The sequence below is a fragment of the Nocardia sp. NPDC050718 genome, from assembly GCF_040654235.1.
Lineage (GTDB): Bacteria > Actinomycetota > Actinomycetes > Mycobacteriales > Mycobacteriaceae > Nocardia.
In genome coordinates, this window is record NZ_JBFAHQ010000008.1 from 117,596 (window position 1) to 131,849 (window position 14,254).

At 69.7% G+C, this 14,254-nt stretch carries 14 protein-coding genes; 8 read left to right on the forward strand and 6 right to left on the reverse strand.

The window, feature by feature from the left end; genetic code table 11:
• Positions 1 to 91 precede the first annotated feature (91 nt).
• Entirely contained in the window at positions 92 to 1,315 is a 1,224-nt protein-coding gene (locus AB0H54_RS29020) for a 5-(carboxyamino)imidazole ribonucleotide synthase (RefSeq protein ID WP_355271695.1), read from the reverse strand.
• 39 nt (positions 1,316 to 1,354) lie between these two features.
• Here AB0H54_RS29020 and AB0H54_RS29025 point away from each other — a divergent pair, with 39 nt between their 5' ends.
• The gene (locus AB0H54_RS29025) at positions 1,355 to 1,903 is read left to right on the forward strand and encodes a GtrA family protein (protein ID WP_357349606.1); all 549 of its coding nucleotides are present in this window, start codon (positions 1,355 to 1,357) and stop codon (positions 1,901 to 1,903) included.
• Between the two features lies 1 nt (position 1,904).
• Here AB0H54_RS29025 and AB0H54_RS29030 read toward each other — a convergent pair whose 3' ends face one another.
• The 3 genes from AB0H54_RS29030 to AB0H54_RS29040 are packed head-to-tail and all read right to left on the reverse strand — an operon-like array spanning position 1,905 to position 4,493.
• Positions 1,905 to 3,212, reverse strand: a complete 1,308-nt coding sequence (locus AB0H54_RS29030; RefSeq protein ID WP_357349608.1) for a HAMP domain-containing sensor histidine kinase — start codon at positions 3,210 to 3,212, stop codon at positions 1,905 to 1,907.
• An 8-nt stretch (positions 3,213 to 3,220) separates the two neighbouring features.
• The gene (locus tag AB0H54_RS29035; RefSeq protein ID WP_019045310.1) at positions 3,221 to 3,922 is read right to left on the reverse strand and encodes a response regulator transcription factor; all 702 of its coding nucleotides are present in this window, start codon (positions 3,920 to 3,922) and stop codon (positions 3,221 to 3,223) included.
• Between the two features lie 40 nt (positions 3,923 to 3,962).
• Positions 3,963 to 4,493, reverse strand: coding sequence for a PH domain-containing protein (locus AB0H54_RS29040; RefSeq protein ID WP_355271689.1), 531 nt, complete (start codon positions 4,491 to 4,493; stop codon positions 3,963 to 3,965).
• 128 nt (positions 4,494 to 4,621) lie between these two features.
• Between AB0H54_RS29040 and AB0H54_RS29045 the strand changes: the two genes are divergently transcribed.
• Positions 4,622 to 5,587 carry an acyl-ACP desaturase gene (locus tag AB0H54_RS29045; RefSeq protein ID WP_355271687.1) on the forward strand — a complete coding sequence of 322 codons (966 nt, stop codon included), beginning with the start codon at positions 4,622 to 4,624 and terminating at the stop codon, positions 5,585 to 5,587.
• Positions 5,588 to 5,626: 39 nt separating this feature from the next.
• Here the strand turns inward: AB0H54_RS29045 and AB0H54_RS29050 are convergent, their stop codons facing one another.
• Positions 5,627 to 6,424 carry a biotin--[acetyl-CoA-carboxylase] ligase gene (locus AB0H54_RS29050; RefSeq protein ID WP_355271685.1) on the reverse strand — a complete coding sequence of 266 codons (798 nt, stop codon included), beginning with the start codon at positions 6,422 to 6,424 and terminating at the stop codon, positions 5,627 to 5,629.
• A gap of 124 nt (positions 6,425 to 6,548) precedes the next feature.
• Here AB0H54_RS29050 and AB0H54_RS29055 point away from each other — a divergent pair, with 124 nt between their 5' ends.
• The 3 genes from AB0H54_RS29055 to AB0H54_RS29065 all read left to right on the forward strand — a co-directional run bounded on the left by AB0H54_RS29055 (position 6,549) and on the right by AB0H54_RS29065 (position 9,329).
• Complete coding sequence (locus AB0H54_RS29055; RefSeq protein ID WP_355271683.1) at positions 6,549 to 8,189, forward strand: acyl-CoA carboxylase subunit beta; 1,641 nt, start codon at positions 6,549 to 6,551, stop codon at positions 8,187 to 8,189.
• A 167-nt stretch (positions 8,190 to 8,356) separates the two neighbouring features.
• Complete coding sequence (locus tag AB0H54_RS29060; protein WP_355271681.1) at positions 8,357 to 8,686, forward strand: acyl-CoA carboxylase epsilon subunit; 330 nt, start codon at positions 8,357 to 8,359, stop codon at positions 8,684 to 8,686.
• Between the two features lie 7 nt (positions 8,687 to 8,693).
• Entirely contained in the window at positions 8,694 to 9,329 is a 636-nt protein-coding gene (locus AB0H54_RS29065) for a nucleoside triphosphate pyrophosphatase (RefSeq protein ID WP_357349612.1), read from the forward strand.
• Here the strand turns inward: AB0H54_RS29065 and AB0H54_RS29070 are convergent.
• On the reverse strand, positions 9,255 to 10,034 hold the full coding sequence (locus AB0H54_RS29070) for a transcriptional regulator (protein ID WP_357349613.1): 780 nt from the start codon (positions 10,032 to 10,034) through the stop codon (positions 9,255 to 9,257). The genes AB0H54_RS29065 and AB0H54_RS29070 overlap by 75 nt on opposite strands.
• 153 nt (positions 10,035 to 10,187) lie before the next feature.
• Here AB0H54_RS29070 and AB0H54_RS29075 point away from each other — a divergent pair, with 153 nt between their 5' ends.
• The 3 genes from AB0H54_RS29075 to AB0H54_RS29085 all read left to right on the forward strand — a co-directional run bounded on the left by AB0H54_RS29075 (position 10,188) and on the right by AB0H54_RS29085 (position 14,196).
• On the forward strand, positions 10,188 to 11,078 hold the full coding sequence (locus AB0H54_RS29075; RefSeq protein ID WP_357349615.1) for a sulfurtransferase: 891 nt from the start codon (positions 10,188 to 10,190) through the stop codon (positions 11,076 to 11,078).
• Between the two features lie 188 nt (positions 11,079 to 11,266).
• A complete protein-coding gene (locus tag AB0H54_RS29080; RefSeq protein WP_357349617.1) occupies positions 11,267 to 13,072 on the forward strand; it encodes an acetyl/propionyl/methylcrotonyl-CoA carboxylase subunit alpha in 1,806 nt (601 codons plus the stop codon).
• A gap of 155 nt (positions 13,073 to 13,227) precedes the next feature.
• The gene (locus tag AB0H54_RS29085; RefSeq protein WP_355271675.1) at positions 13,228 to 14,196 is read left to right on the forward strand and encodes a patatin family protein; all 969 of its coding nucleotides are present in this window, start codon (positions 13,228 to 13,230) and stop codon (positions 14,194 to 14,196) included.
• The last annotated feature ends 58 nt before the right edge of the window (positions 14,197 to 14,254 follow it).

Sequence of the window (14,254 nt, forward strand, 5' to 3'; positions counted from 1 at the left end):
CTGCGCCTTCGGCGTTACGTCTCGCCCCTCGGCGGCGAGGCGGCCGAAAACGTGGTGGTCACGTTGGGGGGTCGGGGTTTGGGGTGGGTGTTCAGGCGCCGTGGGGGTCCCAGCCGTCGGTCCAGACGGCGTGTGACATCCAGTGGGCTGCGCGTTCGGCCTTCTCGCGGACCTCGGTGACATCCTCGCCGAGGATGTTGATGTGGCCGATCTTGCGGTCGGGGCGTTCGCCCTTGCCGTAGAGGTGGACCTTCGCCTCGGGCAGGCGGGCGAACAGGTGGTGCAGGCGCTCGTCCATCGGCATCTCGGGCGCCTCGGGGGCGCCCAGGATGTTGGCCATCACCGTCACCGGGGCGAGCGGGGTGGTGTCGCCGAGCGGGTAGTCCAGGACCGCGCGCAGGTGCTGCTCGAACTGGCCGGTGCGGGCGCCGTCCATGCCCCAGTGGCCGGAGTTGTGCGGACGCATCGCGAGCTCGTTGACGAGCAGCGCGCCGTCGTGGGTCTCGAACAGCTCGACGGCCATCACGCCGACGACGCCGAGGCCGGCGGCCAGCTCCAGCGCCATCGTCTCCGCCTGGGCGCCCAGATCCTCGGGCAGGTCGGGGGCGGGCGCGATCACGACGGCGCACTGACCGTTGCGCTGCACGGTCTCCACCACCGGCCAGGTCGCGGCCTGACCGAACGGCGACCGCGCGACCATGGCCGACAGCTCCCGCTTCAGGTCGACCTTCGCCTCGGCGAGCAACTGCACGCCGTGCGCGAGCTGGTCGGTGACCAGCCGCTCGGCCTCGGCCGCGTCGGCGGGCATCCACACGCCACGGCCGTCGTAGCCGCCGCGCACGGCCTTGAGGACGAACGGCCAGCCGTGCTCGTCACCGAAGGCGATCGCGTCGGCGGGGGCGGTGACCTCGGTGAACGCGGGCACCGGTAGCCCGAGTTCGGACAGCTTGGTCCGCATGGCCAGCTTGTCCTGGGCGAAGATCAGCGCCTGCGGCGGCGGGGCCACGTTGACGCCCTCGGCGACCAGGATCTCGAGGTGTGCCGTCGGCACGTGCTCGTGATCGAAGGTCAGCGCGTGCGACCCGACCGCGGCCTTGCGCAGGGCGGACAGATCGTCGTGGCTGCCGAGGACGACGTCGGGGGTCACCTGCGCGGCAGGGTCCTCCGGGCGCTCGGCGAGCACCCGGAGACGCTGGCCGAGGGCGACGGCGGCCTGATGCGTCATGCGCGCGAGCTGGCCACCACCGACCATCGTGACGGTGGGCATGGCGGACGGATCGAACGAACGTGCACTCACGTCGTGCAATGTTGTCATGTCGAAAGCGAATCTTTGCTACCGGTACACTCGGAACTCGTGTCAATCGTCGACGACGTGGTCAGCGTCCTTCCCCCGCGCCTGCGCGAGCTAGCGTTCCGGCATCAAGAGCTGATCAAGTTCGCCATCGTCGGTGCCACCACGTTCGTGATCGACAGCGGCCTGTTCTACCTCCTGAAATGGACGGTTCTGGCCGAGAAACCGGTCACCGCCAAGATCATCTCCGGGGTCGTGGCAGTGATCGCGTCCTACGTTCTCAACCGGGAATGGTCGTTCAAGAATCGCGGCGGCCGAGAGAAGCATCACGAGGCGTTGCTGTTCTTCGGTGTCAGCGGCATCGGCGTCATCCTGAGCAACATTCCCCTGTGGATCTCGAGTTACGTCCTCGATCTGCGCCAGCCCGATGTGAGTTTCCTCGTCGAGAACGTCGCCGACTTCGTCAGCGCGTTCATCATCGGCAACCTGCTGCAGATGGCGTTCCGGTTCTGGGCGATGCGCCGCTGGGTCTTCCCGGACGAGATGAACGAGATCGTCGCCGAGCTCGAGGACCTCATCGAAGAGGAACAGGAACCGCTCGGCCGCAGCTGAGTCAGCGCGGCTCGGTGAGGGTCGCGTTCGGCGACCGGTTGACCTTCGAGCCGAGGAACACCGCGAACAGGGCCGGGCGGCGTCGCTGGAGTTCCAGCCGGCCACCGTCGGCCTCCACCAGTGCCCGCGCCAGCGCCAGGCCGACACCGGTCGAGCCACCGGCCGAGAAGCCGCGGTCGAAGATGTGCGGCGCGAGCTCGTCGCGCACGCCCTCGCCCTCGTCGGCCACCTCCACGCAGATCAGCGGATCGCGCGAGCTCATCGTCGGCACCGTGCGCACCGACACCGTGCAGGTGCCGCCGCCGTGCATCAGGGCGTTGTCGACCAGCACCGCGACGGCCTCGCGCAGCCGGGAGCCGGTGATCGGGGCGCGCAGGGACTCGTCGCCGATCAGGCGCAGTTCGCGGCCCTCCTCGGTGAACGGGCGGGCCCATTCGGCCATGACTCCGCGCAGCTCGGCCATCACCGGGACCGGATCGCGGTCGGCGGCGTCCTCGTCGCGGGAGGCCCGGACCAGGTCGTCGATGGCCTCGGTGAGCCGGTCGACCTGCGCCATCGCCTCCTCGGCCTCGTGCACCACCTCGGGGTCGGCGTGGGTGGACAGCTCGTCCAGGCGCAGGCGCACCGCGGTCAGGCGGCTGCGCAGCTGATGGGAGACGTCGGCGACCAGCGCGTGCTCGCGCTGCAGCCTGCCCGCGATCTCGACGGTCGCCGAATCGAGCACGTCGGAGACGCGGTCCAGCTCGGCGATGCCGTGCCTGCGCGGGTCGGGGCGGAAGTCGCCCATGGCCAGCCGGGCGGCGCGGGCGGCCACGTCGCGCAGCGGGTCGGCGACCCGGCGCGCGGTCACCACCGCGACCGAGAACGCGGCGCCGAGCGAGGCGAGCACGGCCAGCGCGACCGCGGCCACCGCCTGCTCCTGCCGGGCGTGCATGGGCCCGGCGGGGACCTCGAGCCGCAGTGACCCGGAGGTACCCATCGACAGCGACTCGACGAGCGGATCGTCGACGTGGTCGACACCGATATCGGTGCGCGCGGCATTGTCGAGCGGCGTCGGGTAGACAATCGTCAGCTTGCCGCCCTCGGGCACCAGCGCCCGCATGGCGCGCACGTCCAGGCCGTCGTGCACGGTGCCGTCGCCGCGCTCCTGGGCGATCACCTCGGCGGCGACCCGGTCCAGGCGGCTCTGCAGGTCGTTGCGGGTGATGTCCTCGACCCAGAGCCAGGCCGTGTAGATCAGCGGAACGCCGAGCACCACCGTGGTGATGGTCAGCACGGTCAGGATCGAGCGCAGGATGCGGCGGCGCACGGCCCTGATCAGCCTCGGCCCGCGCTCGACGGCCCGTCGGTGTTGAGCCGGAACCCGACACCGCGCACCGTGACGATGCGACGCTCGGCCATCGGGCCCTCGTCGCCGATCTTGCGGCGCAACCAGGACATGTGCATGTCCAGGGTCTTGGACCCGCGCAGGTCGGCGTCACCCCAGACCTCGCGCAGGATGGTCTCGCGCGGCACCACCTGCCCGGCCCGGTCGATGAGCACCTTGAGCAGCTCGTACTCCTTGTTGGCCAGGTTCACCTCGGCGCCGTTGACCAGCACCCGGCGCGCGGCCGGTTCCAGCCGGATCCCGCCGACCTCCACCGCGTCGTCACCGATGCCGCTGCGCCGCAGCAGGGCGCGCACCCGGGCCAGCAGCTCGGCCAGCCGGAACGGCTTGCCGACGTAGTCGTCGGCGCCCGCGTCCAGCCCGACGACGAAGTCGACCTCGTCGGTCCGCGCGGTGAGCATGAGCACCGCCAGGTCGGCGCCGCTGGCCCTGACCTGCCTGCACACCTCCAGCCCGTCCATGCCGGGCAGGCCGAGGTCGAGGATCAGCAGATCGTGATCGCCCTCGAGGGCGCGGCGCAGCACCGCGGGACCGAACCGTTCGACGGTGACGGTGTAGCCCTCGCGGCCGAGGGCGCGGGACAGCGGCGCGGCGATCGCCTCATCGTCTTCGGCGAGCAGTACGGCGGTCATGTGCTCAGATTACGGATACCGGTCCCGGTGGGCCGGGAGCTCACCGATAACCGCCCCAGGTCTGGTCACGGCGGCTGCTGCCCGCCTCGAAGACCTCGTGGTAGAGCAGCGCGTGCACCTGCTGCACCTGGGGGATGTCGTCGTATTCGAGCGGTTCCTCCGACGACGAGCCGATGATCAGCGTGCCGGTACCGAGCATCCGGTCGAACACCCCGTGCTGGAACTGCACGCTGGAGATGCGGCTGAGCGGGATATCGATGCCAGTGTGGGTGAGCACGCCTTGGCGGACCAGCACCCGGCGGTCGGTGATGATGAAATGGGTGGACTTCCAGGCGATCACCTTGCCGACGCAGCGCCACAGGATCAGCCCGAGCCAGATCAGCCCGATGAGCAGCAGCAACACGGTGCGCACGTGCCCCTCGGTGTTGCGCCAGGCGAGGCCGCCGAGAAAGCCGGCGACAGCGGTTCCGGCGATGAGTGTGACGACCGGCCACACCAGCATCTTCCAGTGCGGATGGCGGTGCAGGATCAGCTGTTCGTCGGGCGCGAGAACGTCCTCCGGGTACCCCATGGCCGAACGATACCCCGTTGGGACGCCGCATTTCCCGATGCCACGGCCGAGGCGATACTGTGGCTTCCACGCTAGATGCCAGGTTTTGCCCATATCTGCTTGCTCGACACCCGACAGTGGAGGCACGCGTGACCAAAGCTCTGACTCAGCTCGAAATCCTGACGGCCCTGGAACCGGTGGCCGAACAGAATCTCAACCGGCACCTCTCGATCGCCAAGGACTGGAATCCGCACGATTACGTCCCGTGGGAGGAAGGCCGCAATTTCGCCGCGATGGGCGGAATCGATTGGGAGCCGGAACAATCCAGGCTCTCCGACGTCGCCAAGGCGGCGATGATCACCAACCTGCTCACCGAGGACAACCTGCCGTCCTACCACCGGGAGATCGCCGAGAACTTCTCCCAGGACGGCGCCTGGGGCACCTGGGTCGGTCGCTGGACCGCCGAGGAGAACCGGCACGGCATCGTGATCCGCGACTATCTGGTCGTCACCCGCGGCGTCGACCCGGTCGCCCTGGAAGAGGCCAGGATGATCCACATGACCCAGGGCGCGCACGCGCCGGACAACTGGGGCGGGTTCCTGGTCAACGTCGCGTACGTGACCTTCCAGGAGCTGGCCACCCGGGTCAGCCACCGCAACACCGGCCGCGTCTGCGACGACCCGGTCGCCGACCGCATGCTGGCCCGCGTCGCCACCGACGAGAACCTGCACATGATCTTCTACCGCAACCTCTGCGGCGCGGCCCTGGACCTGGTCCCCGATCAGGCGATGCCCGCGATCACCAAGGTGCTCACCAACTTCCAGATGCCCGGCGCCGGCATGCCGAACTGGCGGCGCAACGGCGTGCTGATGGCCAAGCACGGCATCTACGACCTGCGCCAGCACCTCGACGAGGTCGTCCAGCCGGTGCTCAAGCAGTGGAACATCTTCGACCGCACCGATTTCGGCGCGGCGGGCGAGGCGGCGCGCGACGATCTGGCGCAGTTCATCGACAAGCTGGAGAAGGACGTGCTGCGCTTCGAGGAGCAGCGCGACCGGCTGCTTGCGCGCGAGCGCGAGGTGGCCGAGCGCAACGCGAGCGTCGCCGCGCGCTGATCGGGGCCGAGCGGTCCCGGCCCGCCGGGACCGCTCACCTCAGTACTGGCCGCGCAGGTGGCTCACGTCGCCCGCGGAGACCGCCTCGGCGCCGATCAGCAGCCGACCGGTGTCGTCGATACCGGTCGCGACCCCGGTGACGGTCTTGCCGCCGGGCAGCTCGGCCCGTACTTCGACGCCGAGGGTGGCGCAGCGCTCCCGATAGGCCGCCGCGAGCTCGTCGCTCGCCCACCCGGCCCGCTCCCACGCGGTGAAGCGGCGGGCGAACTCGGTGAGGATCGCCGCGACCAGCGCGGTCCGGTCGAGATTCGCGGCACCGGCCAGTCGCAGCGACGTCGCGTGCGGGACAGGCAGTTCCGCCTCGTCGAGGTCGACATTGAGACCGATCCCGACCACCACGGCGGGCGCGACACCGGTCGCGGCCACCTCGGCCAGGATGCCGGAGAGCTTGCGGCCGTCGAGCAGAACGTCGTTGGGCCACTTCAGTTCCGGCGCGACCCCGGCCGTGCCGCGCACCGCGTCGACGACCGCGATCCCGGTCAGCAGGGGCAGCCAGCCCAGCGCGCCGGGGTCGATGCCGGGCAGGCGCACCAGGATCGACAGCGAGATCTGCGCGCGCGGCGGGCTCACCCAGGTGCGGGCGTGCCTGCCGCGGCCCCGCACCTGTTCCTCGGCCAGCAGCGCCTGCCGGTCGACGGCCGGATCCGCGGCACGGGCCACCAGGTCGGCATTGGTCGATCCGGTCGATTCGACCACGTCGATCCGGTCGTAGAACGCCGGTGCCGGGGTGGCGAGAGAGCTGCGCAGACGTGGCGCGTCGATCGGTGCCCTGTTCATTCCGGGAACGCTACTCGGCCGCGTAGGGGCGACATTGTGACCGTACCTAGCTGGGGTTTCTGTACTGGCCGGTAGGCGAGACTGCCGTAGTGCGACGTGGTGTCACTCGTTACACTCGCAACCCATGACGAGTGTCCAGCAGCAGCCCGCATCGGATTCGGCGGGCACCCCCGATATCCACACGACCGCCGGGAAGCTGGCTGACCTGCGGAATCGGCTGGAAGAAGCGCAACACCCGATGGGTGAGGCCGCGGTCGACAAGGTGCACGCCAAGGGCAAGATGACCGCCCGCGAGCGCATCCTCGCCCTGGTCGACGAGGGCTCCTTCGTCGAGCTCGACGCCCTCGCCAAGCACCGCAGCGTGAACTTCGGCCTGGAGAACAACCGCCCGCTCGGCGACGGCGTGGTGACCGGTTACGGCACCATCGACGGCCGCGACGTGTGCCTGTTCTCGCAGGACGTCACCGTGTTCGGTGGCTCGCTCGGCGAGGTGTACGGCGAGAAGATCGTCAAGGTCATGGACCTGGCCATCAAGACCGGCCGCCCGCTGGTCGGCATCAACGAGGGCGCGGGCGCGCGCATCCAGGAGGGCGTCGTCTCCCTCGGCCTCTACGGCGAGATCTTCCACCGCAACGTGCAGGCCTCCGGCGTGATCCCGCAGATCTCGCTGATCATGGGCCCCGCCGCCGGTGGTCACGTGTACTCCCCCGCGCTCACCGACTTCGTGGTGATGGTCGACCAGACCTCGCAGATGTTCGTCACCGGCCCCGACGTGATCAAGACCGTCACCGGTGAAGAGGTCACCATGGAGGACCTGGGTGGCGCGCACACCCACATGACCAAGTCCGGCGTCGCCCACTACGTGGCCTCCGGCGAGCAGGACGCCCTCGACTACGTCAAGGACCTGCTCAGCTACCTGCCGAGCAACAACCGCGCCGAGGCGCCCCGGCACGCGCCGAGCGACCCGATCAACGGCGCGATCGAGGACTCGCTCACCGACGAGGACCTCGAGCTCGACACGATCATCCCGGACTCGCCGAACCAGCCGTACGACATGCACGAGGTCATCACCCGGCTGCTCGACGACGACGAGTTCCTCGAGGTCCAGGCCGAGCGCGCGATGAACATCATCTGCGGCTTCGGTCGCGTCGACGGCCGCAGCGTCGGCATCGTCGCCAACCAGCCGACCCAGTTCGCCGGCTGCCTCGACATCGACGCCTCGGAGAAGGCCGCGCGCTTCGTGCGCACCTGCGACGCCTTCAACATCCCGATCATCACCCTGGTCGATGTCCCCGGCTTCCTGCCCGGCACCGGCCAGGAGTACAACGGCATCATCCGCCGCGGCGCCAAGCTGCTCTATGCCTACGGCGAGGCCACTGTGGGCAAGATCACGATCATCACCCGCAAGGCCTACGGCGGCGCCTACGACGTCATGGGTTCCAAGCACATGGGCGCCGATGTGAACCTGGCGTGGCCGACCGCGCAGATCGCCGTCATGGGTGCCTCCGGCGCCGTCGGCTTCGTCTACCGCAAGCAGCTGTCCGAGGCCGCCAAGAACGGCGCCGACGTGGACGCTCTGCGCCTCGAGCTGCAGAACGAGTACGAGGACACCCTCGTGAACCCGTATGTGGCGGCCGAGCGCGGCTACGTCGACGCGGTCATCCCGCCCTCGCACACCCGTGGCCAGATCGTGTCGGCGCTGCGACTGCTCGAGCGCAAGATGGTGACCCTGCCGCCGAAGAAACACGGCAACATTCCGCTCTGAAAGCGCGATATCCCCGGTAGGCCGCGCACACTTGTTGCTATGACGCAACTATTGATCGTCGCGTCCCTACCGGGAATGATCGCGTCTACCGCGCTGTAGGACATCGGAGTACCACAGCTTCGCCACCGGGGAAGATCTCCCGGACGAGGCAGGAAGGATCTGGCACTGTGACAACTGTGGCAGAAGAAGACGTGTTGACCGCCGCCGAGCTCGAGCTCGCCGTCGAACCACTCGTCGACGAGGTCGAACTGTCCGCAAGCGCGGTTGCCGTCGAGCCCGCGGAGAGCCTCGGTGAGCCGATGTTCCGCATCGTGAAGGGCTCGCCGACCGATGAGGACATCGCGGCGCTGGTGGCCGTGCTGAGCGCGGCGGCCGCGAACGCCCCCGCCGGCGGCGCCACCGGCCCGACCGACAACTGGGGCAGGGCGACGCTGATGCACCGGGGCACGTCCCCGTTCTCGCCGTACGCGTACCCGCTGCTGTCGCACCTGCGCTGATGCACCGGTGACCCGGCTGGTTCTGGCCTCCGCGTCCCCGGCCCGCCTCGGGATCCTGCGCACGGCGGGTATCGATCCCGTCGTGCGCGTCTCGGACGTCGACGAGGACGCGGTCTCGGCCGCGCTGCCCCCTGACACCTCCTCGCACGATGTCGTCGTCGCCCTGGCTCGCGCCAAGGCGGTCGACGTCGCCGCGTCGATTCCCGAATTCGCCGCCGACTGTGTCGTCGTCGGCTGCGATTCCATGCTGCTCGTCGACGGGCAGCTGCAGGGCAAACCGCACACGCCCGAGGTGGCGCGTGCCCGCTGGGCCGGCATGGCGGGTCGCAGCGCCGATCTGATCACCGGGCACTGCGTGCTGCGGCTGCGGGACGGCGCCGTCGTCGCCGAGTCGGCGGAGTGCAGCAGCACCACGGTGCATTTCGCCAAGCCGGCTCCCGACGAGCTCGACGCCTACATCGCCACGGGCGAGCCGCTACAGGTCGCGGGGGCGTTCACCCTCGACGGGCTGGGCGGCTGGTTCGTCGACCGGATCGAGGGCGATCCGTCCAGCGTGATCGGGATCGGCCTACCGCTGTTGCGCAGGCTGCTCGAAGACGTCGGCGTCGGTGTCACGCAGCTGTGGCGGGACGCGCGGGCCTGACGGCGCGATCACCGGCTTCTCCCCGGTCGCGACCGGTCCGGCGGCCCGCTCCGGCGCGGAGTTCTCCGCACCGAGGGTGAGTTCCAGGCGGGCCGTGCACAGTTCCGGCTCGACGAACGGGTGCAGCTGCACGTCGACCCGTCCGCGCGCGCCGTTGCGCTCGAGCACCTCCCGCATGAGCCCCATGTGCACCCCGCACACCACTTCGGCGTGCGAGCGGGCCAGTTCCCGCAGCGGGCAGGCGGTGAGGTTGATCTGCACGTGCTCGGCCGTCTCGCCGACCGGGTCCTTCTCCGGCGCGAAGCCGAGTTCCGACATCAGCGACATGGTGATGTCCCTGGCGTCGGCCAGCGTCTCCACCGGGTGCGTGCCGATGTCCATCCGGGCGCCCCAGGCGCGACCGGCGGCTACCGCGGCGGCCGAGCGGGTGACGGGATCGGGGCCGAGATGGTCGGCGAGGACCTGCGCGAGCTCCTGATAGCCCACCGAGCGCTGCACGGCGCGGTACCCGATGCGGGGACGGCCACGGCCGCGGGGCGGCTGCTGGAACTGCCGGACGAGGGATTCGCGGGTGAGGACATCGAGATGGAATCGGACGGTGGTGACATGCTGTCCGGTGATTCTGGCCAGTTCCTGGGCGTCGAGGGGCTCGGTGGCGCCACGTAGGATCGCGAGCAGTCGCCGTCGCGGCCAAGAATCGGACATAGCTCACCCCTCCTCTCCAGAGACTTTATCGGACAGCTCTGCGCTTTATTCGACCATTGTGTCGATTCGTGATGTGCCAACACAGACATACCATCGGCTACGACCACAGCACACTGTCGCACCCGCCCATACTCTCGCGTGAAGGACCACACCGTGCCCGTCGCCCCGGATCCGCACCCCGCCTTCGGTTCCTACGCAGTCCCGCACCGATTGGTAACCACAGAATGGCTGTCCGCAAACATCGGTGTACCCGGTTTGAAGATCATCGAGTCGAACGATGACATCCTCCTCTATGACATCGGCCATGTGCCCGGCGCGGTCAAAATCGATTGGCGTGGCGACCTGAGCGACCCGGTCACCCGCGATTACATCGACGGCGCCCGGTTCACCGAGCTGATGCGCGCCAAGGGCATCCGGCGCGACGACACCATCGTGATCTACGGCGACCGCGACAACGCGCAGGCCGCGCACACCGCCTGGATCTTCACCCTCTTCGGCCACGAGGACGTCCGCCTGCTCGACGGCGGCCGCGACGCCTGGATCTCCGAGGAACGCGACACCACCTTCGACCTGCCCTACCCGGCGCCCAGCGACTACCCCGACGTCGAACGCGACGACACCGCCGCCCGCGCGTTCCGCGAGGAGGTGCTGACCCGCCTGGGCAGCCCGCTGGTCGACGTGCGCTCGGCCCAGGAGTACTCGGGCGAGGGCGAGGACAAGCCGCTCGACCAGGAGTACGCGACGCTGCGCGGCGGACACGTGCCGACCGCGGTGAACATTCCGTGGGCGCACGCCTGCGCCACCGACGGCCGGTTCCGGTCCAGGACCGAGCTGGACGAGATCTACGGCGCGCTGCCCGCCGAGGATCTGGTCGTCTACAGCCGGGTCGGCGAGCGGTCCAGCCACACCTGGTTCGTCCTGACCTTCCTGCTCGGCCGCAGGTCGGTGCGCAATTACGACGGCTCCTGGATCGAATGGGGCAATTCGGTGCGGCTGCCGATCAGCCGGGGCCTCGAACCGGGCAGTGCGAACCGGATCAATTGAAACGTGTTCACATCACAGCGCGCCGAGTACTGTGACCTGCGACCTACTCGACAGTAGGGCTAGCCGAGTTCGGGTCCAATTGGCAGACTGCCTACACTCGCCCGAGACGAAAGTTGTCGATACCGGGCACGGGGCCTACACGGCGACCCGTCCCCCGAAGCGACCAAAGATTGCACACAGGAGGCTCAGTGCCCAGCCATGCCAGCGCACGGATCACGAAGGTACTCGTAGCTAACCGCGGCGAGATCGCGGTCCGCGTGATCCGGGCTGCCAAGGACGCGGGGATCACCAGCGTCGCGGTGTACGCCGAGCCCGATGCCGACGCTCCCTTCGTGAAGCTCGCCGACGAGGCGTTCGCCCTCGGCGGTCAGACCTCGGCCGAGTCGTACCTCGTGTTCGACAAGATCCTCGACGCCGCCGCCAAGTCCGGTGCCGACGCGATCCACCCGGGATACGGCTTCCTCTCCGAGAACGCCGACTTCGCCCAGGCCGTCCTCGACGCCGGGCTGATCTGGATCGGCCCCTCGCCGCAGTCCATCCGCGACCTGGGCGACAAGGTCACCGCGCGCCACATCGCCGAGCGCGCCAACGCGCCGATGGCCGCGGGCACCAAGGACCCGGTCAAGAACGCCGACGAGGTCGTCGCGTTCGCCAAGGAGTTCGGCGTCCCGGTGGCCATCAAGGCCGCCTTCGGTGGCGGTGGCCGCGGCATGAAGGTCGCCCACACCATCGAGGAGATCCCCGAGCTGTTCGAGTCGGCGACCCGTGAGGCCATCGCCGCCTTCGGCCGCGGCGAGTGCTTCGTCGAGCAGTACCTGGACAAGGCCCGCCACGTCGAGGCCCAGGTCATCGCCGACCAGCACGGCAACGTGGTCGTCGCCGGTACCCGCGACTGCTCGCTGCAGCGGCGCTTCCAGAAGCTCGTCGAGGAGGCGCCCGCGCCGTTCCTGTCCGACGACGTCCGCGCCAAGATCCACGACTCGGCCAAGCGCATCTGCCGCGAGGCGGGCTACTACGGCGCGGGCACCGTGGAGTACCTGGTGCAGGGCGAGACCGTGTCCTTCCTCGAGGTGAACACCCGCCTGCAGGTCGAGCACCCGGTCACCGAGGAGACCGCGGGCATCGACCTGGTGCGTCAGCAGTTCGCGATCGCCAACGGCGAAGAGCTCTCGATCAAGGAAGACCCCACCCCGCGTGGCCACTCCTTCGAGTTCCGGATCAACGGTGAGGACGCCGGTCGCGGCTTCCTGCCCGCCCCCGGCCCGGTCAGCGTCTACCGCGAGCCCACCGGCCCCGGTGTGCGCGTGGACTCCGGCGTCGTCGAGGGCAGCGTCATCGGCGGTCAGTTCGACTCGATGCTGGCCAAGCTGATCGTCACCGGCGAGAACCGCGACCAGGCGCTGCAGCGCGCCCGTCGCGCCCTGGCCGAGTTCCAGGTCGACGGCCTGGCGACGGTCATCCCGTTCCACCGCGCGATCGTCGAGGACCCGGCCTTCGTCGGTGACGGCGAGAAGTTCGAGGTCTACACCAAGTGGATCGAGACCGAGTGGAAGAACACCGTCGAGCCGTTCACGGCCGGCGCTCCCGCCGACGACGAGGACGAGGATCTGCCCCGGCAGAAGGTCGTCGTCGAGGTCGGTGGCCGTCGCGTCGAGGTGTCGCTGCCCGGTCAGTTCACCCTCGGTGGTGGCGCCGCCGGTTCGGCCGGTAACGGTGCCGGTGTCATCCGCAAGAAGCCGAAGGCGCGCAAGCGTGGCGGCGCGGGTGCCGGCGCGGCCTCCGGTGACGCGGTCACCGCGCCCATGCAGGGCACCGTCGTCAAGGTCGCGGTCGAAGAGGGCCAGACCGTCGAGGCGGGCGACCTGATCGTGGTGCTCGAGGCCATGAAGATGGAGAACCCGGTCAACGCGCACAAGGCGGGCGTGGTCACCGGCCTCGCCGTGGAGGCGGGCGCCGCGATCACCCAGGGCACCGTCCTGGCGGAGATCAAGTAAGCGGGTAGTCGGAGACGGGCGCCGGTCGATCACGACCGGCGCCCGTCGTCGTTTCCGACACCGCGGGAACGAGCACCGCGATCCGGGTGAACGGGCGGCGAAGATCGAGCATCGGACCAGGCCGGACCCCGGGCACCTGTCGTATCGTGGATCGGGTGACCAGCACTGCGCGTATCGATCAGGACCCCTCGGCGGCACCGGGTCCGGCCACGGTCGCCGAGGTGATCCAGTCCCGCAGGCACGCCGGGACCAGGGACGACGGCCATCGCCTCGCGCTGGTGATCGAGGGCGGCGGCAGCCGCGGGGTCTACTCCAGCGGCATGGTGCAGGCACTCGAGGAGCTCGGCCTGTCCGCGGTGTTCGACGCCGTGTACGGCACCTCGGCGGGCGCGATCAACGGCGCGTGGCTGCTGTGCGGGCGCGCGGCGACGGGCATGCGGTCCTGGACCGATTCGACGATCATGCGCCGCGTGGTCGACCCGGTGCGGATCTTCCGCGGCCGCCCGGTGTTCGACCTGCGCTACCTGGTGCACCAGGTCTACGACGGCATCGAGCCGATGGACTTCCCGGCCATCCTGGCCAACCCCACCACGTTCCACCCGATCGCCACCGACGTCCATACCGGGCAGTCGGTGGACCTCGGACCCCACATCGTCGACAAAACCACCCTGATGACCGCGCTACGGGCCTCCGCGGGCCTGCCCCTGCTGGCGGGTCCCCCCGTCGACCTCGGCGGCCGCAGCTACTTCGACGGCGGCCTGTCCGAGACCGTCCCGATCCGCAGCGCCGTCGCCGCCGGCACCACGCACGCGCTGGTGCTGCGCACCCGCCGTACCGACGAGGTCCGCCCGCCCGCGCCGCTGCTGCACCGCATCGTCGGCGGCGGCTACATGCGCGCCATCGCCCCCGGAGCCTTCCGCGCGTGGTCCCAGCGTCCCGGCCAGCAGGCCGTCGAGGACGACTTCCTCGCCGGCCTCGGCGACCGGGTCCTCCAGGTGCACCCGCCCGCCGACTCCCCCGCCATCGACAGCGCGGCCCGCGACACCGACCTGCTCACCCGCGCCCTCGACATCGGCCGCACCGCCGTCCACTCCCTGCTCGGCGCCCAACCCCGGCTGGCCTGACCCCGCCCCCGAGTTGTCGGGGCACCAACATTTCCGGATTCCCCAGTTCCCCACGCTC

Coding starts and splice junctions, on each gene's coding strand:
- AB0H54_RS29055 (WP_355271683.1), top strand. CDS start 6,549: ATGACGAGTGTCCAGCAGCAGCCCGCATCGGATTCGGCGGGCACCCCC.
- AB0H54_RS29040 (WP_355271689.1), bottom strand. CDS start 4,493: ATGGGGTACCCGGAGGACGTTCTCGCGCCCGACGAACAGCTGATCCTG.
- AB0H54_RS29035 (WP_019045310.1), bottom strand. CDS start 3,922: ATGACCGCCGTACTGCTCGCCGAAGACGATGAGGCGATCGCCGCGCCG.
- AB0H54_RS29050 (WP_355271685.1), bottom strand. CDS start 6,424: ATGAACAGGGCACCGATCGACGCGCCACGTCTGCGCAGCTCTCTCGCC.
- AB0H54_RS29020 (WP_355271695.1), bottom strand. CDS start 1,315: ATGACAACATTGCACGACGTGAGTGCACGTTCGTTCGATCCGTCCGCC.
- AB0H54_RS29070 (WP_357349613.1), bottom strand. CDS start 10,034: ATGTCCGATTCTTGGCCGCGACGGCGACTGCTCGCGATCCTACGTGGC.